This window comes from Anaerocolumna sp. AGMB13025 (assembly GCF_029689925.1).
Classification (GTDB): Bacteria; Bacillota; Clostridia; order Lachnospirales; family Lachnospiraceae; genus Anaerocolumna.
This window is the reverse complement of the sequence record NZ_CP121445.1, coordinates 442,164-463,592: the sequence shown is the minus strand read 5'-3', so window position 1 is coordinate 463,592 and position 21,429 is coordinate 442,164. Positions and strand designations below refer to the sequence as shown.

At 41.2% G+C, this 21,429-nt stretch carries 20 protein-coding genes; 1 reads left to right on the top strand and 19 read right to left on the bottom strand.

Translation table 11 applies throughout. The annotated features are described in order from the left end of the window. The first annotated feature begins 156 nt into the window (after window positions 1-156). Window positions 157-1,056: a GNAT family N-acetyltransferase gene (locus QA584_RS01910; RefSeq protein WP_278272833.1), complete on the top strand. Its 900-nt coding sequence runs from the start codon at window positions 157-159 to the stop codon at window positions 1,054-1,056. 203 nt (window positions 1,057-1,259) lie between these two features. Here the strand turns inward: QA584_RS01910 and QA584_RS01905 are convergent, their stop codons facing one another. The 19 genes from QA584_RS01905 to QA584_RS01815 all read right to left on the bottom strand — a co-directional run bounded on the left by QA584_RS01905 (window position 1,260) and on the right by QA584_RS01815 (window position 21,215). Beyond that, window positions 1,260-2,471, bottom strand: coding sequence for a radical SAM protein (locus tag QA584_RS01905; protein WP_278272832.1), 1,212 nt, complete (start codon window positions 2,469-2,471; stop codon window positions 1,260-1,262). 214 nt (window positions 2,472-2,685) lie between these two features. Then, on the bottom strand, window positions 2,686-3,555 hold the full coding sequence (locus QA584_RS01900) for an ABC transporter permease (protein WP_278272831.1): 870 nt from the start codon (window positions 3,553-3,555) through the stop codon (window positions 2,686-2,688). A gap of 22 nt (window positions 3,556-3,577) precedes the next feature. Next, window positions 3,578-4,360, bottom strand: coding sequence for an ABC transporter ATP-binding protein (locus QA584_RS01895; protein ID WP_278272830.1), 783 nt, complete (start codon window positions 4,358-4,360; stop codon window positions 3,578-3,580). Between the two features lie 242 nt (window positions 4,361-4,602). Further along, entirely contained in the window at window positions 4,603-5,694 is a 1,092-nt protein-coding gene (locus QA584_RS01890) for an ABC transporter substrate-binding protein (protein WP_278272829.1), read from the bottom strand. A gap of 766 nt (window positions 5,695-6,460) precedes the next feature. After that, entirely contained in the window at window positions 6,461-7,648 is a 1,188-nt protein-coding gene (locus QA584_RS01885) for a radical SAM protein (RefSeq protein WP_278272828.1), read from the bottom strand. A 17-nt stretch (window positions 7,649-7,665) separates the two neighbouring features. After that, complete coding sequence (locus QA584_RS01880; protein WP_278272827.1) at window positions 7,666-8,841, bottom strand: ABC transporter substrate-binding protein; 1,176 nt, start codon at window positions 8,839-8,841, stop codon at window positions 7,666-7,668. A gap of 169 nt (window positions 8,842-9,010) precedes the next feature. After that, a complete protein-coding gene (locus tag QA584_RS01875) occupies window positions 9,011-10,180 on the bottom strand; it encodes a radical SAM protein (RefSeq protein WP_278272826.1) in 1,170 nt (389 codons plus the stop codon). 43 nt (window positions 10,181-10,223) lie between these two features. After that, a complete protein-coding gene (locus QA584_RS01870) occupies window positions 10,224-10,997 on the bottom strand; it encodes an ABC transporter ATP-binding protein (RefSeq protein WP_278272825.1) in 774 nt (257 codons plus the stop codon). A gap of 1 nt (window position 10,998) precedes the next feature. After that, window positions 10,999-11,868, bottom strand: coding sequence for an ABC transporter permease (locus QA584_RS01865; protein ID WP_278272824.1), 870 nt, complete (start codon window positions 11,866-11,868; stop codon window positions 10,999-11,001). 77 nt (window positions 11,869-11,945) lie between these two features. Beyond that, a complete protein-coding gene (gene metK / locus QA584_RS01860; protein WP_278272823.1) occupies window positions 11,946-13,124 on the bottom strand; it encodes a methionine adenosyltransferase in 1,179 nt (392 codons plus the stop codon). Between the two features lie 56 nt (window positions 13,125-13,180). Then, window positions 13,181-14,473 (bottom strand): nitrogenase component 1, encoded by a 1,293-nt coding sequence (locus tag QA584_RS01855; RefSeq protein ID WP_278272822.1) that lies wholly within the window; start codon window positions 14,471-14,473, stop codon window positions 13,181-13,183. Continuing rightward, window positions 14,474-15,892, bottom strand: a complete 1,419-nt coding sequence (locus tag QA584_RS01850) for a nitrogenase component 1 (RefSeq protein WP_278272821.1) — start codon at window positions 15,890-15,892, stop codon at window positions 14,474-14,476. It abuts the gene before it with no gap. Window positions 15,893-15,925: 33 nt separating this feature from the next. Next, entirely contained in the window at window positions 15,926-16,801 is an 876-nt protein-coding gene (locus QA584_RS01845; protein WP_278272820.1) for a nitrogenase iron protein NifH, read from the bottom strand. 475 nt (window positions 16,802-17,276) lie between these two features. Then, window positions 17,277-18,038, bottom strand: coding sequence for a 5'-methylthioadenosine/adenosylhomocysteine nucleosidase (locus tag QA584_RS01840; RefSeq protein WP_278272819.1), 762 nt, complete (start codon window positions 18,036-18,038; stop codon window positions 17,277-17,279). Window positions 18,039-18,470: 432 nt separating this feature from the next. Then, window positions 18,471-18,677 (bottom strand): sulfur carrier protein ThiS, encoded by a 207-nt coding sequence (gene thiS, locus QA584_RS01835; protein WP_278272818.1) that lies wholly within the window; start codon window positions 18,675-18,677, stop codon window positions 18,471-18,473. A 104-nt stretch (window positions 18,678-18,781) separates the two neighbouring features. Next, window positions 18,782-19,609, bottom strand: coding sequence for a HesA/MoeB/ThiF family protein (locus tag QA584_RS01830; RefSeq protein WP_278272817.1), 828 nt, complete (start codon window positions 19,607-19,609; stop codon window positions 18,782-18,784). Between the two features lie 27 nt (window positions 19,610-19,636). Continuing rightward, window positions 19,637-20,035 carry a response regulator gene (locus QA584_RS01825; RefSeq protein ID WP_278272816.1) on the bottom strand — a complete coding sequence of 133 codons (399 nt, stop codon included), beginning with the start codon at window positions 20,033-20,035 and terminating at the stop codon, window positions 19,637-19,639. A 29-nt stretch (window positions 20,036-20,064) separates the two neighbouring features. Continuing rightward, a complete protein-coding gene (locus QA584_RS01820; RefSeq protein ID WP_278272815.1) occupies window positions 20,065-20,316 on the bottom strand; it encodes a sulfurtransferase TusA family protein in 252 nt (83 codons plus the stop codon). Window positions 20,317-20,348: 32 nt separating this feature from the next. After that, window positions 20,349-21,215: a 4Fe-4S binding protein gene (locus tag QA584_RS01815; RefSeq protein WP_278272814.1), complete on the bottom strand. Its 867-nt coding sequence runs from the start codon at window positions 21,213-21,215 to the stop codon at window positions 20,349-20,351. Between the last annotated feature and the right edge of the window lie 214 nt (window positions 21,216-21,429).

Below are 21,429 nucleotides of genomic sequence, written 5' to 3'. Positions count from 1 at the left end.
ATTATAAAAATATGTAACGATGCAGGACTACAAGTATTGGAGCCCCAGATCTAAGGTGTTTTTATCGCCTTAGTATGCTTATTTTTTTTAAGATATCTTGTAACTGATAAATTACTAATTAGTTACTACTATATTATCATTATAAAGGAGATTAACATGTCAGCGAATTTTTCCAATCCTTATATCACCCTTAAGGAATATCTGGATAGCAGGGATTGTGACCAAATCAAAAAACTTGTGGAACTTAGTTATGCTAACGACCAAACTAATCTGAAACTGGAACTGGATTACAAATTAACAGTAGTTAAGCATGAAAAGGACCGGCTCAAGAATATCAACGAATATTTATATTATTATGACGGTAATCTGGTCTCCTATCTTGGAATCTGCGATTTTGGAGGAAATGTATTGGAGCTAAACGGATTGACTCATCCGGAATATAGAGAACAAGGGTTATTTGGACGGCTGTTTGCTCTTGCCGTACAGGAAGCAAAACGTGCCGGTCAGGAAACTGTCCTGTTATTAACCGATGAAAAATCAGTCTCTGGTAATCAGTTCATAGAAAAAGCCGGCGGCAGCTATAAAACTTCTGAATTCCGCATGAAATTATTTGAGAAAACAGAGTTAAAGGGATTCGCGGCTTATGAAGATATCACCTTAAAAACAGCGGATCAATCTGACCTTAACGAGATCGCCAGACAAAATGCCCTACATTTTAACACCACAGAAGAAAGTGAAGCTGCCCTGTTAGATGAATCCATGCTGCATGATGGTATCTATATGATTCAGTTAAAAGGTGAGACCATCGGTAAAATTCATGTGGACTATGAGGACAATTATGCCTTTATCTACGGCTTTGGAATCCTTCCGGAGTTCAGGGGAAGGGGTTATGGTAAATCAGCCTTTTCAAATACGCTTTCTATTATAAAAGGGAAAAACATAGCGAATGTAGAACTTGATGTGGAGAGCAAAAACAGAAATGCCTTGAACTTATATAAATCCTTCGGGTTTGAAGAAATGTCGGTTATGAATTATTATAATTATGCGATTGAATAGATGAATTGTTTGTAGCTGCAGAGAATCAGGTTTATTAAATTTAATGATCCCATATTAGCATAACTGCAAGAATCCCGGAACTTAGTCCAGACTCTTGCAGTTATCATTTTGTAATAACAAATATTTGGTTTGAGCGGCTTATATCCAAACAATATTTTAATTAGATTTTGCTTCATTATTCGGAACTGAGCTGCTGCTCTGCTTCATACAACTTTTAATTCTTTTTCCTTAAGCGCAGGCAGAAGTCCGTATTCTATCCGGTATATATCATGGATGCAGGAATTGGCAGAGGCACTGCAGTCGTATAACTGATCAAAGGTAAAGCCATTTTTACGAAAGATTTCAGCGATTTTTAACGTTAGATCCCAATGCCACTCCGGTTCCGGGCTTCTGTGGTTTTCCAACTCCGAACCTGGATTCGGGCACCAGGCACCTGCAAAGCAGACAATTCCTTTGGAGGCTAAATATTCAACCCCTTCTAAGGTAGAGCGTTTCGGCTCTATACCGGCTACGATATTGGAGCGTACCCTGCCGTGTCCGAATACCTTGGCCGCATGTTCTAAAGATTCCCTCCAATTATCCCAGCCCCCGCTAAGCTGTTCTTTTCCAGGGCAGATACTTTTAAATATATTCTTATCCCAGAATTCAATATTGATTGCCAGGGTCCTATAGCCGGCTTCTTTGTACCGATCAATGATAGTATGGTCCTCCGGCGCTCCGATTACCGCGGTTCCGTTAAAGTCATAAAAGCCTGTTTCCTTCTGTATCGCTTCTGCCACATCAAAATAATAATCCATCTCCCGGTGTTCCGGTATAAAGCCTCCGGTTAAAGTCACATGATGGTTTCCTGGTTCCTTATAGGCAAGTTTTACGGTTTCTGCAATCTGTTTCGGGTATTTCCAGGTGATTCCCTCTACCTGGGCATAAGTATCCTTCGTAGCATTGATGTTACAATATAAGCAGTCCAGGCCTTTTTCTTTTAGATGACACTCATTGCTGTAAGTTACAAATACGACCCCTTCCTGGTTATAGACAGCGATGTTCTTCATCTGCACTCCGTCACTTGTATTATGACGGTAATATTCGGGCCGTTCCAGAAAGTCAATATCAAAGACCTTATGATCATTTTCCGTCAGGATAAAGGAGCCTTTTTCATACCCGATGGAAAATCTGGACTTTCGGTATGAATTAAAAGGAAATATAAATCCGCTTGGTGAACGGAAGCCTGCCGGATGGGCAATCCCGGCATGAGGCTCCTTATCATATTCAAACATACCATGTACTTCTTCCTGATATTTTTCCCCGAGGTCTGCATTTTTTAAAAGGTCATTGACTTCCCTGGTAATCCGGATTCCTTCCACATTAACTTCATTTTTCAGACGTACTTCTTCATATAACTCACTTTTTAAACTCATCGTTACCTCCATTTCTGTACATGCCATATGCACACGTTAAATTTTTAACACTGTCCGGCTTCACCTGCCTGCTGAAAAGTTCTTTTGCTCTTTCAGTCAGGAAGCCCTTTTGCGGTATTTTAAACCATGGGAAGAAGTTCAAACTGAAATTACGTTCATTTAATTTGGAATTCTTCCTAAGCCAATTATGCTTTATCATTCATTTTGAAATAAATTAATCAAATTTCTTATTATCATAAATCCCATACCGCCTCAGTACTACCTTCCCGAACAGCCGAATCAGCCGGTCTGAGATATACCCCATAAGTCCAAGGGTCAGCAAACCAACAAAAATCCAGTCCGTACGGAAGTATAACCTTGAGGTATAGATTAAAAATCCAATACCCTCCTTGGCAGCCAGCATTTCTGCTGCCACAATAGAGGTAAAGGCTCCCCCAAGTCCTAAGCGGATTCCAGTAAAAATATAAGGAATTGCCGAAGGAATAAGAACAGAATAAATGATCTGTATTTCCGAGGCTCCAAGAGATCTGGCTGCCTGTATCCTGTTTTTATCGATGCTTAATACTCCGCTGATGGTATTGATCAGTATCACAAATACCGTTGCATACATAATCAATATGACCTTTGATTTCTCTCCTGCTCCAAACCACATAAGAAACAGTGTAAGAAACCCTATGGCCGGAATGAACCGCAGGAAATCAATAAAAGGTTCAAAGATACGGCGCAGCAGCTCAATTCTTCCGATAATAAGCCCGATGGGAATTGCAAGGAGCATACCAAGCCCCCAGCCTAAACATACCCTTTTTAAACTGATAAGCACATATTGAAATAACGTTCCGTCCAATATGATTTCTCTGGCACCTGTAATGGTTTCTAACGGGCTTGGAAGAAAATCTACGGTATAATTAAGAGATGCTATCCCCCAGATTCCAAAGAGAAACACCCAGGTCAATATTCCTTTTCCCGCCAGATACCAGACTGCTTTATAAAGTGCAGCACCGGTATGAGAAGTGAATCCCGGTTCTCTTTTTACTGTTTCTTTCCCTATTGGTTTCGTCTGTTTTACGGTAATTACTCTGTCCATGTAAGTTTACTCCTTTCCGGTCTTAAATGTTTACCCCAAAATCAAAATGCGCCTGTACCTGCCCGAATAATTCACTGAATTCCGGAGAGTTTATTTTTCTGGGATAGGGCAGGTCTACCTCATAAATCTTATAAATAGCAGCTTCCGGGGCCTTAGACATAATACTGATTCTCTGCCCCAGTAAGATTGCTTCCGTAATGTCATGGGTTACGAAAATTATGGTTTTATGGGTTTGTTCCCAGATTTTGACCAGTTCAATCTGCAGGATTCTTCGGGTATGGGCATCTAAAGCCCCGAAGGGTTCATCCATAATCAGAATTTCCGAATCATTTGCAAGACTCCTGGCAATCTGGACTCTCTGTTTCATTCCTCCGGATAGTTCCTTGGGATATTTATCTTCATGATTGTTTAAACCAACCAGTTTGATATATTCTCCGGAAATTACTCTCCGGTCTTTTGCTTTGATGCCTTTCATTCTTAATCCGTATTCCACATTCTCCCTGACCGTAAGCCAGGGGAATATGGCAGAATCCGCATTCTGAAATACAACTCCCCGGTCTCTGTCCGGCTTAATTATTTCTTCTCCGTTTATGGTTATGCTTCCCCCGGACTTTGGAAGAAAGCCTGCAATTATATTTAATAATGTGGATTTCCCGCACCCGCTGGGCCCTAGAAGGATATGAAACTCCCCTTTCTTTATTTCCAGGTTGATGCCTGTGATGACGTTCTGGCTGGCTTTGGTGCCGAATTCATTATCCGTATATTTTTTTGATACATTTTCAATCTTAATCCATGTTTCACCCATGAAATAGTAACCTCCTTATTCATAATGACCGGTAACCCCTGCCCCGCAACCTGCTGCCGCACCTGGTTTCATCCTGGTAATCCTGATAATCAAACCAGAGAATCGTCACTATAAGTAATTGCCGGCAACCCCCTATTATTATTTTAGACACGCGATTCTTTATAAGCCTCAGAATCTTCTTATCTTTAGAATCTTCTTATCTTTAGAATCTTATCACCCAGATAATTAAGTTATTAAGTGTGCTACTCTTTATAAGTGATGGTATCCGGAAATACTGCCTGTAATGGATTTAGATAAATATAATCTTTTACATTAAAATCATACTTGATTAATTTGTTTTCAATGGACCATTTGGTAACACTGTCTAACTGGTTAAAATCCTCCTCGGAAAACCGGATGTCAAATATGGTATTTTTTAAAACTTTCTCAATATTCTCCGCCGGTATTTTAAAGTTATCCTTAATGATTTCGGCAGCTTCGTGCTGGTCTGAATTAATGGCATCTGCAGCTTCCTTTAAGGCTTTTAAAAGTCTTTCAATTCCCTCTTCATTCTTTTCCAAATAGCTTTTCTTAAGCATTAGAAATCCCTGTGGCGCAAATCCGATCAGACTGTAATCCCCCAGACTCTTTCCTCCCAGGTCTTCAATCTGTGCGCTGGTATCCCCTCCTGCCCAGATCGCATCTGCTTCACCAGATTTAACCAGTGCCAGCCCTTCTGCCGTACTGCTGATATACAGTGGGTTGACAGAAGCCGGATCGATTCCGTACTGGGCGTAAAGCTGTGCCCAGATATATTCATTGACAGTACCTTTCTGGACCACTACAGATTTCCCCGCTAAGTCCTTTACTTCTTTTATACTGTCATCCAGTACATAAAGCTCTGAGCCGCTTAATTTATTACCGGCGATAAAGGATATAAACTGCAGTTCACTGGCACCACCCAGACGGCTTACCGCAGCAAAGTCCATGGCTTCTCCAAGATCTGCCTGATCTAGCTGTACAGCATTGATGGTATCGATTCCATAAGCATAGGTCTGAAATTCCGCTTCAATGTTGTATTTCTTTAAAATCCCTTTATTCTGTGCTACCCAGAACGGATAGGCAAAGGTGCCGGAGTCCACGGCAATATTAATTTTAAATGGCTCACTGCCCCCAGTGTCGGAGGAAGTATCTGAAGACTTCCCGGTATCAGCAGTTTCCTCGCTTTCGACCACAACCGCCCCGCTCCCAGCTGCTTTGGTATTGGTCTTACCGGAACATCCGGTAAGGGCTCCAATTGCTAAACTTAATATTAATAAAATTACCGCAGTAAGTATTAATTTATTTTTTTTCATAATACATACCGTATCACTCTTTTTAAGACGATACTGCCACATATTAAAATAGGCTCAAATGACTTTTATTGCCCAAATAAACAGGTTGAAAGATATTTAAGTGGCATCCTTTCTTTATTTATGTTTTCTTTCAGCCTGCCGTTTTGGAACGTAACACAGATAACTCCTTTTTCCTTCATTCATAATCAGCTTTTTTAGCATTTCATTCTCCTTTCAGCCAAAAACATTGCCTACAAAAACTGTATTATTTCGCAATGACCTTTAAAAAAGAGGTTTAAAAATGTTTCACCATTTTTAAACCTCCGTAGTCCGGTCAGTTCCCAGTTCTTATTCGATTGTATCTGATTCTTTTCTGAATAGGCTACCTATATGCCCTGCTAGTTTCTATACAGCAAAGAAGGTTTTAAAAAGCTGAGTAGTCTATTCCTCTGCTTTCTAAAACCTCCAGTTATCCGGTTAGTTTTGGATGATATACATATGTAATTCATGTGTTGATTATAATTGTTACCCGGTAATGCTGTCAATTACCTGACCGGAATCCATAAACTTTTTCATGGCGTCAGGTAAATTTTGTCATTCATTTCTCTGTTTTTTCACTTTCCTATTATTCTGTTTTTCTTTCTGTTATTTCTATCTCTCGTTTTTTCTGTCAGTATACCTGTACGCCTGCTCCTGCTTTTAATATCTTCTTTATGTTTATCTGAAATACCGTAAAAGTCATACAGGATGCAGAGATATCCGCCTTTTTATCAACTCCCTTTATGATTTATTTACTAAATACCGGCAGTCTCTCTTCTTCAATTCTGAATATATCATGTACTAAAAAGTCTGCTGAAGGTGATACGTCAAAATATTCTTCAAAAGTAAATCCTACTTGTTTGAATATTTTATAAGTCTTTTTCGCCAGGTCCAAATGCCACTCCGGATAAGGTGTCCGGTGTCCTTCAAGCTTTGAGCCGGGATTGGGATTCCAGGCGTTGGTAAGGCTTAATATACCTCTTTTTGCAAAGTACTCAACACCCTCTAAAATTTTCTCCTTGGGTTCAATTCCGGATACAAAACCGGTTCTAACCTTACCCCAGCCAAATACTCCTACGGCATATTCTAATGCATCCACCCAGTGCTGCCAGCCGCCGCATTCGGATTCCTTGCCGGGGCAGATGGTCTTAAAGATGTTTTTATCCCAGATTTCAATCTGGATGGCTATGGTTCTATACCCTGCTTCCTTATATTTATCAATTACACTTAAATCCTTTGGGGCACCGATTACTGCCGTTCCATTAAAATCTTCTGCTCCTACATGTTCCTGGATGGCTTCTGCCACGTCAATGTAATAATCCACTTCTCTTCGTTCTGGGATAAAACCTCCGGTGATGTTTACATGCTGTCCGTTATCATGTTTATAGGCTGCCGCCACGGTTTCTCCGATCTGCTTTGGATTTTTCCACTTTATGTTCTCAGCCTCCGCATAGGTATTCTTCGTGGCATTGGCATTGCAGAATAAGCAGTCCAGTCCAGTATCCTTAAGGGCGCATTCATTGCTGTAAGCAACTCCAACAGTACCTGTGGGATTAAAACTTGCCACATGGGACATAGCCGTTCCATCCGTTGTTTTTAAGCCGTAATAATAGGGCCGTTCGAAGAATTTTATGGGAAACTGCTCTTTTCCCCGGTCCACCAGATAAAACTCGTTGTCATGGTACTCAAGAGATACTTCCGACCTGGGATCCCAGTTAAAGTTGTAATTGAGTCCGGTTGGAGAGGTGAAACTGCAAGGAAATAAAGTTCCCACATGGTCTACATGATCCATTTCAAATAATCCGTGGATTTGTTCCTGATATTTGGTCCCAAGCTCCAGTATCTTAAATATAGACGGTTTTACGTTAATACCTTCTACATTCACTTTGGATTTGAGCGCCAGCTCTTTATATAATATATCTTTTAAATCACTCATCGGTCTGCCTCCTGTCATTATTCACCAAGCTCACTATATGCTGCTTCATAAAAGCTTTTATTAATCCAGTCTTCAAAGTTAATTTCATTTTCAATCAAACCGTTATCCAGTAAGAATTTAATCGTGCTCCGGCCACTCTCAATCAAGGTATCGTCGGCTTTAATACTATAGTAATTATCATGTTTGGGGTATAGATATTCATAAGAACTTTCTGTATCTCCGGTAGTAATCCATTGTTTTACCATTACCGTATCATCTTCTTTGGCTAACTTCTGGGCTTTCACCAATGCTCTTAACAATGCCTTGATAATGTCAGGGTTCTCATTAATATAAGCGGTTCTGGCCTCACCATAGCCACCGCAATTCCATTCCGGATGATCTCTATAATCCACCAGAACCCTGCCATAGCCTTTTTCAATTAAATTAGATAATGTGCTGCCGCCTACCACCGCACCGTCAACACTGCCTGAGATCAATGCTTCGGCAGAACCTTGTGCATTTAAGTTAACAAACTCCACATCATTTATAGTCAAGCCATTCGCTGTTAATATATCTATAAAAACCTTGTGCATAAAAGCACCTTTTTGTGTGGCGATTTTTTTCCCTTTTAAGTCCTGAACAGATTGATAGGAGGAATCTTTCGGAATTACCAGAGAAGCCCCACTGTTTAACCCGCTCAAACTTATAATCTGGGTGTCAATACCTGCCGCTTTACCGATAATTGCCGGAACATCACCCAAAAATCCTATGTCAAGGCTTCCACCTGCCAAGGCTTCGTTAATTGCAGGACCAGCGCCTGTCATAGGCACAAATTCAGCCTTCACTCCAATTGCTCCTAATTCTTCATCAATATATCCCTGATCTCTAGCAACACCCAGTGTATCAGAAATCAAGCCGGTGCCAGTAACATCTACAAAACCGATTTTAACCGTATCTGCCTTGTGCCCGGCAGGCAGCGCGGTGGCTTCGCTTGTAGTTCCGGTTTCTGCTGTTGCTTCTGTACCGGATGTGTCTGTACTGGCAGTTGTCGTACCTGTATCTTCTGATTTTACTTCGCTGGCGGTATCTGCTGTCTGAGTCTGCGTGCTGCTATCCCCACCGGTTTCCGAAGTCTTCTTACCGCAGCCTGCCAAAAGAGATGTAACAAGTACGAATAGCAATAACAGTGCCGTTATTTTTCTGTTCTTTTTCATAAAATTCCTCCTGTTTGATGTCATAAAATTATCAGTTATTGAGTTTAAAGTTTAATTATTTATAAAAATATTGGGTTATAGAGTTACCGGTTATAAAGTTAAAATTAAGATTCCGCACTATATTCGGTCTATGAATTGATGATATTTACCAGTTATCGCCTTACTGTATTTATAGAAGTCCCTCTTCAATTTTAAATACATCATGAATCAAGGTGTTATCTGCCGGTGCTACATAATATAAGTTATCAAACGTAAACCCTGCATTCTTATAGATCCGGTAAGCTTTTTGCGCCAGGTCAATGTTCCATTCTTCCCAGGGGGATCTGTGTCCCTCCAGTTTGGAACCTGCATTGGGGTTAAAGGCTCCTGCTGTTGCCACTACACCCTTGGAGGCCAGATATTCAATACCTTCCAAAGTCTTTTCCTTGGGTTCGATTCCTGCTACAAAGTTGGTTCCCGCATTACCGTAACCAAACACGGATGCCGAGTATTCCAAAGCTTCCACCCAATGGTCAAACCCTCCGCATTCCTGCTCTTTTCCGGGACAGATGGTCTTAAAAAAGTTTTTATCCCAGAATTCAATGTTAATAGCTATGGTACGGTATCCCGCTTCCTTATATTTCTCTATAATTGAAATATCCTGAGGTGCGCCTACACAGGCATTGCCGTCAAAATCCTTTTTCCCCAGATGCTCCTGAATCGCTTCCGCTACATCCAGATAATATTCCACTTCCCGCCTCTCTGGTATAAACCCGCCGGTTATCTGAATGTGCCTGGAACCGTCATATTTATAAGCCGCCGCTACGGTTTCTGCAATCTGCTTAGGCGTTTTCCATTTAATATCTTCTTTTTCCGCGTAGGTATCTTTTGTCACGTTGGCATTACAGAAAAGGCAGTCAAGACCTTTATCTTTTAAAGAACATTCGTTACTGTAAGCCGCTCTTACCGTATTACCGGGGGTAAAGTTGGCTATGTGGGACATTTCCACTCCATCCGAGGTCTTAAGACCATAATAATGGGGGCGTTTTGCAAAAGTTATGGGAAATAATTCTTTACCCGTGTCAAACAGATAATAGTTTCCGTCCCGGTATTCAATGGTTATGGGTGATCTTAAATCCCAGACAAAATTATAGACAATTCCGCTTGGGGATGTAAAATGACACGGGAAATCCACTCCCACATGGGTATGGCGGTCGGATTCCGCAAGGCCGTGTACCTGTTCCATATACTCGGAACCTAAGGCAATATTTTTAAATATACCGGGTTTTACATTAATTCCATTGGAAATCACCCTGGCTTTCGTATAAAGTTCCTTATACAACTGTTCTTTACTGCTCATTCTTACCTCCTGGCTCTAACTGCCTCTCCCCTGACAGTTTCTCTTAGATGCTGTATTCCAGTTCCTGCTTCTCATCCTCAAAGAAGTACTGGTATACTTTATTGGTCAAATATGCAAAGTCTGCGCTGCCTCTGATTTTAGAGCCCGCCGTGTCCACATCTATAATTGATTTTATCTCCCCGGGTCTTGCAGACATCACTACGATTCTCTGTCCTAAATAAACTGCTTCATCAATGTCATGGGTGACTAAAATCATGGTAGTTTTTTCTGTTTCCCAGATTCTTAGGATTTCCTTCTGCATCTGGATTCTGGTTAGGGCGTCCAAAGCTCCGAAGGGTTCATCCAATAGCAATATTTTGGGATTGGTGACCAGTCCTCTTGCTATGGCCGCCCTCTGGGCCATTCCGCCGGATAACTGGTGAGGATATACATTTTCAAAACCGTCCAATTTTACCAGATTGATAATATCCTTTACGATTTTATCTTTCTCCTGTTTCGTTTTATTGGTTAATCCAAATCCGATATTATCTTTAATGGATAACCAGGGTAACAGCCGGTGTTCCTGAAATACCATTCCCCTGTCAATATCCGGTCCGGCTATGGGGGCTCCGTTGTTGGTAACGGTTCCGATCTGATAATCCACCAGACCTGCTATAATTTTAAGCAGGGTGCTTTTCCCGCAGCCGCTGTGTCCTACAATGGTGATAAATTCTCCCTCTTTTATGTTAAGGTTAATATTCTTTAAGATTTCAACCTTTTTCTTATCTACCGAAAAGTACTTATAAAGTCCCTCGATTTTTAACAAGTCTTCTGCCATATCAAGCCCTCCCCTTTTCTACCCAGGGTGTTACCTTTTTCGCGATAAAGCTTAATATCCGGTCCATTAAGATACCGATGATACCGATTAAGAGCATACCTACGATCATAATATCCGGTTTCATTAAGTTTCTGGCATCACTGATCCGGTAACCGATCCCTTTACTGGAGGCAATTAATTCCGCTGCCACCACTGCCATCCAGGAGATACCAAGGCCAAGCTTTAAGCCTACAAATATCTGGGGCAGGGCCGAGGGTAAATACACCTTGGTAAAGATCTGCCAGCTGCTTAAGCGGTAAAGCTTCGCCACTTCGATATACCCCTGGGGGGTACTGGTAATCCCGCTTAGGGTATTTACCATGATTGGAAAGAAGGCGCCCAGGACGATTACTACAATCTTTGATAAATCCTCAATGCCGCACCAGAGTATAATCATAGGAATCCAGGCCATCATGGGAATCTGTCTAATGGTGTTTAAGGTTAACATAAATATGCTGCGGATCGTTACGGACATTCCCATTAGAGTTCCCATAGCCACCCCTAAGAGTGCTGCAAAGAAGAAGCCCTCCAATACACGTTTCACACTGACACTGACATCTGCTGCCAGCTGCCCGTTCTTTGCCTGTTTTACAAATGCAGCACCTACAGCACTGATTTTAGGTAAAATGGCTTTTGGGGTATCGGTATAATTGGTTACATAATACCAGGCGATTATAATAAGTATCGGTATGATACTGCTTAGTGCCAGCTGTTTAACTTTCTGCATGTTTATACCCGTTGCCTGCCGCAGAGCCATCTGCGGTACTGCCTTATATAAAGGTGGAAGAGAACGGCAGCTGCAAGCTTTATCCTTTTCTAATATTTCTCCCAACCATACTGACCTGCTGCCATTCTGCGGCATTCAGACTTTATAGCTATTGCTTTCATTTAAATTTCTTCTCATAAAGTCTAAAGGTATTTCTTAATCTCATCAACCTTATCAAGTCTCTCCCAGGGCAGATCAATATCCGTTCTGCCAAAATGACCGTAAGCTGCGGTTTGTCTGTAAATCGGTCTTCTTAAATCCAAAGCGCTTATAATGGCAGCTGGTCTTAAGTCAAATACTTTATCTATGATATTAACGATCTTCTCCTCGCTTACTTTACCGGTTCCAAAGGTATCTACGGTAATGGATACCGGTTTTGCAACACCGATGGCATAAGCAACTTCCAGTTCCGCTTTATCAGTTGCACCGGCAGCAACTAAATTCTTTGCCACCCATCTGGCTGCGTAAGCTGCAGAACGGTCTACTTTTGTGGGGTCTTTGCCGGAGAAAGCTCCGCCGCCGTGTCTTCCTGTTCCGCCGTAAGTATCTACGATAATCTTTCTACCTGTTAATCCGGCATCCCCCTGAGGACCGCCGATTACAAAACGTCCGGTAGGGTTAACATAATATTTTGTATTTTCATCTAACAGATTGGAAGGAATCACTTCTTTGATTATGTATTTGATCACATCTTCCTTGATCTGTTCTAAGGTCACCTCTTCACTGTGCTGGGTGGAGATAACAATGGTATGGATTCTTGCTACATTACCGGCCTCATCAAATTCCACGGTAACCTGGGATTTGCCATCGGGTCTTAAATAGTTAAGGGTTCCGTTCTTTCTGACCTCTGCCAGCTTTCTTGCCAGCCTGTGGGCAAAGGATATTGCTGGGGGTAAATATTCAGGAGATTCGTTGGTGGCATACCCAAAGATAATACCCTGGTCTCCCGCTCCGGTTCCGAAATCTTCTTTTACTCCTTCCTGCTTGGATTCATAAGCCTTGTCAACTCCAAGGGCGATATCTGCGGACTGTTCGTCAATGGAAGTTAAAACTGCAATGGAGTCTGCATCGAAACCACCGGCGTTTTTGGTATATCCGATATCCCGGATGGTATTTCTTACTATTTTAGAGATATCTACGTAAGCATTGGTGGTAATTTCTCCTACTACCAACGCCAGTCCGGTGGCAACAGTAGTTTCTGCCGCAACTCTGGAATAGGGATCCTGTTCAATTAATGCATCCAGGATAGCGTCGGATATCTGATCCGCGATTTTATCCGGATGTCCTTCTGTGACTGATTCTGATGTAAATAATCTTCCCATATGATTTTCCTCTTTTCTTTTTTATTCCTATCTGTGATTGTTGTCTTAATTCCGCCTTAATTATCACTATTTATTAGTAAATTGCTCAAATCTTCTATCAGCGAAACAGCCCCTGTATATCCGATATCACTCCGGTCTATGATTACTTTTCCATAGGCTGGATAGGATACGATGTAATTCGGAATATTAAGTTTTTCTGCAACCCGGTTTTCCAGTCCACTTCCAAAGATCAGCTCTGCATTGCTGTTTTCAATAATCTCCTCTATTTCACTGCTGTCCTTGTTAAAGTAAACCCGGTCCGTGTATTGACTGATTAAAGATAAAGCTTCCTCCTGTTCTTCTTCCTCCGAAGAATCTGTAATTATGGCAAGCTCCACATCCATTCCAAGATACTCTGTTAAAAATGCTGCATAGCGGATTACCGTACTTTCATCCCCTACAATGGCTATGGTTTTCTGAAAATCATAATCATAATAGTATTCTGTAATCTGTGTTACTACATGGGTGAAATGGGCCTTTTCCTTTTCCAGATAACTTTCAATTAGCTCAGAATCAATTCCAAGTCTCTTACCGACTCCCTGTAAGAATTCTCCTGTGGCTCTCTCCCCAAGGCCCGGAAAAGGAAAATACAGATAGGGTGTACCGAATTTCTCTTCTGCCTTTTTAACGGCATCTAATCCCCACTTGGAAACCGCAATATTAAGTTCAGCTTTCGGTATGTCTTTCCACTTGCCAATATCCTGACTGGAGCCAAATAAGGTATTGGCTTTTACACCGATATTACCAAGAATTCTTTGAAGCTCTGCTAAATTTCCCTGCCAGTAAATGTCCTGCTTCGGTAAAATTCCAAACAAATTTACAAGTCCCTTCTCTACTCCCTGATCAGAAGAGTTGACGATTAACTGATCCAGTACCGCGTTAAGGATTCCCTCATATCCGGTAAACTGGTTTCCCTTAAAGCCTGCAGCCTTATAATAGATGGCATTTTCCCCCTGGTCAATGATTTCCTGGGTCATGGATATAATATCATCCCCTACCATTTCCGCTTCACAGCCGGATATGGTTACATATAAATCACCTTCGATTACTTTAACCGTATTTTTAATCTGCTCCCTTAATCTGGAGGTTCCCCCGAATATAACCTGTTTTTCATATACATTGGAATTCGGTACGGAATATCCTTTTAAATAACCGGTATTACCGCTGCCGGCTTTCCCCGACAGGTAATTCTGGATTCCGCAGCCCGGTGTGGTATGCAAAATAGGTACAACTCCTCTGATTTCGGCTATGGTCTGGAGCGCCCCCTGGAGGTTACATCCATATCTGCCTCTTTCTATGCTCTCCTGCATCTATTTCACCTCCTGCTTGATATACCAGTTCGCACTTTTCTTTAACCAGGATTCCCGGTAAGGTTCCTTTGTATTTTCAGCCAGATAGGCCGCAAAACCCGTTCTTTTTTCTGCCTTTAAGATTGCCTGAATCAATTGGATGGCACCTTCATATCCGTAAAGTATTTTACTGTTTACCGCAATGGGAAGAATTCCGAGACCGGCTGCAAGACCTGTATGTTCCGAACCGCCGATATAAAAATCCGGTTTATTCTTGTTTAATATATTGGCCAGTTCAAAAGGCTGCCCGTCTCCGACTGTAAAAAATACCTCTTTCGATAGTTCTTTTAATTTATTCCTGTTTAAGCTGTCAATATGGCTGATGGAGATACCGCTTACTTCCCCGCCCAGTTCTTCAATGAACTCTGCCAGTCCTGCTGCCGCCGATATATCAATATCAAGAAATACCTTCTTTCTGGCTAACGGCTTTTTACTTATGTACTTTCTCAGCCTTTCTTCTTCTGAATTAATCAGTTCATTTACCCTGTTCTGTATTCCGAGGGCTTTGCCAAGTTCCAAAAGCCACTCTCCGGTTCCTTTCAGACCAATAGGTACAGTGCTTTTTATTGCCGGTATGTGGAATTTTTCCTCCAAACCGTTAAGCAGTACATCTGCCTCGTCATCTATGACCGCTACGGAAGCTTTTGCAAATCTTGCGTTGTCGATATCCTTTACTGACCCAAACTGGGGTATGGTGTTGTAACGGACATTAAGTTTTTCAAGTAAACGGGTGATTTCTTTTATGGCTTTTTCATTTTCAGAGATGCTGATAAGATTAATAAAATCATCTTCCTCTGCTCCCGCTCCCAACTTCTCACTTCCTTCACCGATATATCTGGCCAGGCTGTGTAGCACAATGTCCACACCATTGATTCCGGCTTTTGTTTTAAATCCGTCGGTATATATGGATATGATTTTCGTATCAAACTCTTCTTCCAATTCCAGTATGATAGAATTAATATCATCATTATTGATAGCCACCACAGGAGTGGAAACTACAAAAATAATTTTAGGTTTATATTTGTAATATACCTGCTCAATGGTTTTCCGCAGTTTATCATCTCCACCCATTATGGTATCCCTTTCATTTAAATCCGTGGAATACCAGGTTCCTTCCTGTGCTCCTTTGTAAAAATAGAGTTCCGCCGTACTGCAGCCGATGGCTCCGTGTATGATAACAGGTGCATCCTTGATGCGGCTTAACAGGGCCAGTGCATATATGATTTCATCTTTATTTCCCTGGGAGAATGTCCGGATCCGCTGTCTGATATCCGTTACGCTTAAATCTTCCTTCAGTACCTTATTGATTCCCTGGTAAGCAGTAATGGTGGATGCCCTTTTTTCTCTGGATATAACTTTTCTTTCTTCTAATAATCCCATGTTATCCTCCTGAATCCCAACCTTATTTTCCTCTTAAATGCCTGCTGCTCCTGCTAAAACACCAGTTTCCAGATCGTATATTTTATCGCCCCATTCTTTTGCCCAGTCTCTTAGTTCTGTTACGGCAATAGGGTTTGGAACTACCAGTTCATCACTTTCTGCTATGTATTTCGCTAGATTTCTGTATATGTCAGCATGGGGATCTTCCGGATGGGCTTCGATTACGGTTTTGCCGTATAACTCGCTCTGGGATACTACTAAGGATCGGGGAACGTAACCAACTGCCTTGGTTCCTGTCCGTTCGGCAAAATCATTGATGATTGCTTGGGAATAACCGGCGGATAGACCGTTTCCGATAATACCTCCCAGTTTGGCGCCGCCGGAGGGTGCGTATTTATTGATTGCTTTGAATAAATTATTGGCTGCATAGATTGCCATAAAATCAGAGGAACTGACCACATATGCTCTGTCAGTTATTCCGTCACGGATAGGAACTGCAAAACCGCCGCACACTACATCACCTAAGACGTCATACAATACATAGTCCGGTTTGAATTCTTCAAACAGGTTTAATTCCTGCAAAAGTGTTACCGCCGCATTGATGCCACGGCCTGCACAGCCTACACCGGGTACCGGACCGCCTGACTCAATACAAAGGATTCCTTTATAGCCCACTGCCGAAACATCTTCCAGGTGGATCTTTTTACCTTCCCTCAGACTGTCAAGGACTGTCGGCAAATAATTATTTCCTCTTAAGGTGTTGGTGGAATCACTTTTCGGATCACAGCCAATCTGGATGACTTTATGCCCTGCTTCCGCAAGGGCTGCGCTGATATTGGAGGTGGTGGTGGACTTTCCGATGCCGCCTTTTCCGTAGATTGCAATGTGTTTTCCTATTTTTTTGCTCATTTCCTATTCTCCTTTAATAAAAAAGGAGGCTTTAGAACGCAGAATCTCCTTTCCTTATCTCTGCTTCTAAAACCTCCAGTTGTCTGGTTAGTTTTATTCTTTCTTCTATTTTCTGAATCTAAGCTTTCCATTAAGCTTTCAATAACTTCTACTATCTTCATAGGTCGAATTTATGAAGTTGATTATAGGTTTTCCCCTTTCAAATGTCAATGACCTTACCGGAACCTATAAACTTTTTCCTAGTTACAGATAAAGATTATCAGATATTACGGTACTGCTGTTATCCCTTAGCTATATACCGTTTCGCCGTATTGGTTTTTCCATTATAATGGTAACCATATCATCTTTAATGATTGATTAAAGACTTCACCTTTGCACAGGAACCGAAGAGGGTAAGGCTTGGTATAAAATAATTGAAAAAACTAACCGGCTGTAATCAACACCCGCAGCCGGTTTGCATAATTTTATATATAGCTTACTCCAACTCCCTGACAAATTGCTTTATGATACCCTGTGTTAAATAGGATGCCGTTTTCTCTAAGAACCGTTTTATATTGTAATGGGCATTCTCATCTGCATTATCTGAAATTACCCGGAACACAACGAAATCAACACCATATTCATAACATACCTGAGCTATGGCGGCACCTTCCATTTCCACGCATTGAAGATCATCGATCTGGGAATTCAACGTATTTATTTTATTTCTATCCGATATAAACTGGTCTCCGGTTGCAATGGTACCAACTACTACCGCAGGCACAGTTATATCGAATTCCTGTAGTAATGATACGTCAATTTCTTTATGCATCTGATTCTTTATGTAGTAACCTGCAGATTCTACTGCTTTAGCCAGTAAAGCCGGTTCTGCTTCAAAATAAATCTTTTTAAGTAATGGTATCTCAAATCTTAACGCACCTGGTATTCCACTGGAGTCCATATCATGCTGCAATAATTTACCCCCAACTACAACATCCCCTATCTTTCTTTCTGGATTTCCACCCCCTGCAACTCCGGTAAACAAGACTAAATCTACTCCGAAATGCCCAATCAGAGTAGTAACCGTAGAGGCTGCCGCTACTTTTCCGCATCTGGAATAAACCAGAATGACCTGTTTTCCAAACAGATTTCCTGTATAATAAGTTCTCATTCCGATAGTTTCCTCTGACAGAACTTCAATCTCCTCCATTAAAAGTCTGACTTCTTCTTCAATTGCACCTATTATGCCGATTTTCATATTATCTCCTTTGTATACCGCACTTTTTACAGTTATCTGTAACGAGTAAACGGCTGCCTTTCTAATCAGATTTTTCAATGTAATAATATTATAAATTAATCATGTTGAATTCTATGGCTATTTATCTTAAAAAATCCCCGAAATTCCTCGTTAATAGGATTATAAAAAAAGGTTTTAGAAGACAGAAAAATACCATTCTGCTTTCTAAAACCTCCAGTTGTCTGGTTAGTTTCGTTTTATTGGTTACGCCTCAAAAATCAAGCCAGCCGGCTTGATTTTTGGCCAGAATCTTGACAAAATATAAGCAGTTTTCGCGGCAGGCCGACGCAAAATTGAATATATATTTACGATAGTAAATATTACGCTCGTATTCATAAAATACACATGACACTCAAATCAATTTTGTAGGTTTAATTAATTTGCTTTCATTTATCAACATCCACCGCCCATATAATAAAGACATTCCACAACATCCTTGTCCTTAATTACATAGGTTCCATAATCGGCACGGGAAATAATATCTTCATTAACCTGCACCGTTACATATTCCTGCATTTCCACATATCCCTGCTCTAAAAGTTCCTGTATGGTAAGTTCCTCCTCAAAGGAAGTCTCCTTGCCATTTAAAATAATCGTCATTTAAAAACTCCTTTCTAATACCGGTTTTCATACCGTATACTGTCTGATAGCCTCAAACGCAGCAGTAAATAATATAGTTGATTTCCAGTCTCCGAATAACTCTATTATCCTAATTTTTTATTATCTGCGATACTGCAGGCTGCAATTTCATAATCGATCAATTCGGTAATTGAAGGGTCTTCTCCGCATATCGCACAGTTTTTATCATGAGCAAGCTTTACCTTGCGAAATTCCATCTTTTTCGCGTCATAGGTTAACAGATACCCGGTAAGTAAACTGCCTGCACCTGTTATATATTTAATTGCTTCCGTGGCCTGAATGGTACCAATGACACCACCCATAACCCCTAATACACCGGCCTGCTGACAGGTTGGAACCACATCCGGAGGCGGCGGATTCTTAAATACACAGCGGTAACATGGGCCTTTACCCGGCACATAGGTCATGGTCTGACCCTGGAATCTTATAATTCCTGCATGGGAAAATGGTTTCTTTAGCATAACACAGGCATCATTAATTAGAAACTTGACCGGAAAGTTATCCGTTCCGTCCAGAATAAAATCATAGTCCTGATCCTTTATAATATCTTTTATATTATCAGCCGTAGCCCTTTCCTGATAAGGAATCACCTTCACATCGGGATTGATGGCATTGATACTCTCTTTCCCTGAGATAACTTTTGCCTTACCCACATCCGCTGTGCTGTGAATGACCTGACGCTGTAAATTGGACAAATCCACTGTGTCCCCGTCAACAAGACCAACGGTTCCGATGCCTGCGGCTCCAAGATACAGGGCAGCCGGTGCACCAAGACCTCCGGTGCCTATAATAAGTACCTTACTGTTTAACAGCTTTTCCTGTCCTTTTACTCCGACATCCTCTAAAATAATATGTCTTGAGTAACGCTCAAGTTGCGCGTTTGTAAAATTCATATGGACTCCTATCCGTGCTTTATGGCACTAATCGTGATTAACCAGGGAATACCCTACATTCCTGCCTATGATATTTCTTACCAGAATAGCAAGCTGGTGAAGATTTTCTTTTAACAGGTAGGCACAACACCCATTTTTCATTGCAAACTTAATGCTTTCCGGGGAAACATCTTCGGATACTATAATAAAAGGCGTCTTGGGTGATATCTTATTTCTGGTAAACAAAGCCTGGATTGCATTAAAATGTGGTGTTGAATTGTCCGATAAAATAATATCCCAATCTTTTTGCTCCAGGGCATGGATCATGGATTCCTCACTGCTGACAAACTGGCTGTCAACCAGAAATCCCCCCCGCTTTAATTCCAGAACATTCAAATCGGCAATATATTTAAATTCTTCAACGATTAAAACTTTAATCTCCTGCATTACAATCCCCTTCCCCCCTTACTTTTCTTTCATTCCGCCAGTCCGCCCTTAATAACCTCTATGGTATAGGTACCGTCGTTATTATTTTCAAGGTTTATTACCTTGTGTTTTTCATTTTTCAGACTTCTGGGTACGTTCTGGATGGGTTCTCCTTCCTTTAGTTTAATCTGAAGGATTTGTCCTTTTTCCAGTTCCTCTAATGCTACTTTGGTCTTAACAAAAGTTATGGGGCAGACCACATCTGTTATATCAACATAACCATCCGGTTTTCTTTCACTCATATGGACTCCTTTCTGGGTGCACTTGGCTAAATTCATTTTATTGCTTCTTCCAGCTTTTCCTTCAATTTATCAATACCTGTCCGGTCAATGGTAAAACGGAACCGTTCGCCCTGTTTTCCATGTTCTTTAAAGAATTCTATGGCCGTATCAATTACCGTGAATAAAGTCTCCTTTTCTGTAATCAAAGGAAGCAGCGGCTTTCCAAATGCAATGGTATTACCGAATAATCCGCCGAACGTGGTAATATACCCGCTGACTCCTGTCCAGTTATCAAGAGGGCAGGATTTCACACATTTGCCGCAGTAAATGCACTTATCTTCTTCAAACACCAGCTTTTGATTTCCTTTATCCACGTAGATGCTTTTCGCCGGACAGACTGCTTCGCAAAGGCCGCAGTAAGTACAGCCCTCTTCTTCCCATTCCGGCAAGATACCGCCTTTAATTCCAAGGTCATTCTCTTCTGCCTTCAGGCAGTTATTTTTGCAGCCGGTAATTCCGATTTTAAATTTATGGGGCAGATCTTTTGCAAAATATTTTGCATCCAGTTCTTTTGCCAGGTTGCTGGTTTCAATCAGCCCGCTGGGGCAGATGCCGTTTCCCTGACAGGCAGTTATGGTTCTTACTCTGGGGCCGCAGGCTCCCGGCTGTAAATCCACTTCTGCCAGTTCTTCCTTCACCGCATTAATATCTTTAAAATCAATAAAGGGAATTTCAACTCCCTGTCTGGAGGTCATATGTATGTAACCCTGTCCATACTTTTCTGCTATTTCACTTATCTTTGCGATTTGATTGGCTTTTAACTGTCCGCCTACCACTCTTAACCGCAGAGAAAATTTTTCCTCCTGTATCTGTCTCATAAAGCCGCCCTTTTTCAGCTCTTTATATGCCTGCTCATCCATGGTTTTCCCTCCTGTCTGCCATAAGCAAATATCTGACATCATTTTATTTCTTCATAACTGTCATTATAGAATGCCCTATCTTTTCTGACAATGTGACTATATTTAGGTCTTAGGCAGAGAATCTTTAGCATTTCCATAGGGAAATTGACTTTCTTTCTGAAATAACGTATTTAATATTGACAGAAAGGAGAACTCATTATATAGTTTAATTATA

Excerpts from the sequence above, each read along its gene's own strand:
- QA584_RS01910 (WP_278272833.1), top strand. The coding sequence starts at position 157 with ATGTCAGCGAATTTTTCCAATCCTTATATCACCCTTAAGGAATATCTG.
- QA584_RS01905 (WP_278272832.1), bottom strand. The coding sequence starts at position 2,471 with ATGAGTTTAAAAAGTGAGTTATATGAAGAAGTACGTCTGAAAAATGAA.
- QA584_RS01900 (WP_278272831.1), bottom strand. The coding sequence starts at position 3,555 with ATGGACAGAGTAATTACCGTAAAACAGACGAAACCAATAGGGAAAGAA.
- QA584_RS01895 (WP_278272830.1), bottom strand. The coding sequence starts at position 4,360 with ATGGGTGAAACATGGATTAAGATTGAAAATGTATCAAAAAAATATACG.
- QA584_RS01890 (WP_278272829.1), bottom strand. The coding sequence starts at position 5,694 with ATGAAAAAAAATAAATTAATACTTACTGCGGTAATTTTATTAATATTA.
- QA584_RS01885 (WP_278272828.1), bottom strand. The coding sequence starts at position 7,648 with ATGAGTGATTTAAAAGATATATTATATAAAGAGCTGGCGCTCAAATCC.
- QA584_RS01880 (WP_278272827.1), bottom strand. The coding sequence starts at position 8,841 with ATGAAAAAGAACAGAAAAATAACGGCACTGTTATTGCTATTCGTACTT.
- QA584_RS01875 (WP_278272826.1), bottom strand. The coding sequence starts at position 10,180 with ATGAGCAGTAAAGAACAGTTGTATAAGGAACTTTATACGAAAGCCAGG.
- QA584_RS01870 (WP_278272825.1), bottom strand. The coding sequence starts at position 10,997 with ATGGCAGAAGACTTGTTAAAAATCGAGGGACTTTATAAGTACTTTTCG.
- metK (WP_278272823.1), bottom strand. The coding sequence starts at position 13,124 with ATGGGAAGATTATTTACATCAGAATCAGTCACAGAAGGACATCCGGAT.
- QA584_RS01855 (WP_278272822.1), bottom strand. The coding sequence starts at position 14,473 with ATGCAGGAGAGCATAGAAAGAGGCAGATATGGATGTAACCTCCAGGGG.
- QA584_RS01850 (WP_278272821.1), bottom strand. The coding sequence starts at position 15,892 with ATGGGATTATTAGAAGAAAGAAAAGTTATATCCAGAGAAAAAAGGGCA.
- QA584_RS01845 (WP_278272820.1), bottom strand. The coding sequence starts at position 16,801 with ATGAGCAAAAAAATAGGAAAACACATTGCAATCTACGGAAAAGGCGGC.
- QA584_RS01840 (WP_278272819.1), bottom strand. The coding sequence starts at position 18,038 with ATGAAAATCGGCATAATAGGTGCAATTGAAGAAGAAGTCAGACTTTTA.
- thiS (WP_278272818.1), bottom strand. The coding sequence starts at position 18,677 with ATGACGATTATTTTAAATGGCAAGGAGACTTCCTTTGAGGAGGAACTT.
- QA584_RS01830 (WP_278272817.1), bottom strand. The coding sequence starts at position 19,609 with ATGAATTTTACAAACGCGCAACTTGAGCGTTACTCAAGACATATTATT.
- QA584_RS01825 (WP_278272816.1), bottom strand. The coding sequence starts at position 20,035 with ATGCAGGAGATTAAAGTTTTAATCGTTGAAGAATTTAAATATATTGCC.
- QA584_RS01820 (WP_278272815.1), bottom strand. The coding sequence starts at position 20,316 with ATGAGTGAAAGAAAACCGGATGGTTATGTTGATATAACAGATGTGGTC.
- QA584_RS01815 (WP_278272814.1), bottom strand. The coding sequence starts at position 21,215 with ATGGATGAGCAGGCATATAAAGAGCTGAAAAAGGGCGGCTTTATGAGA.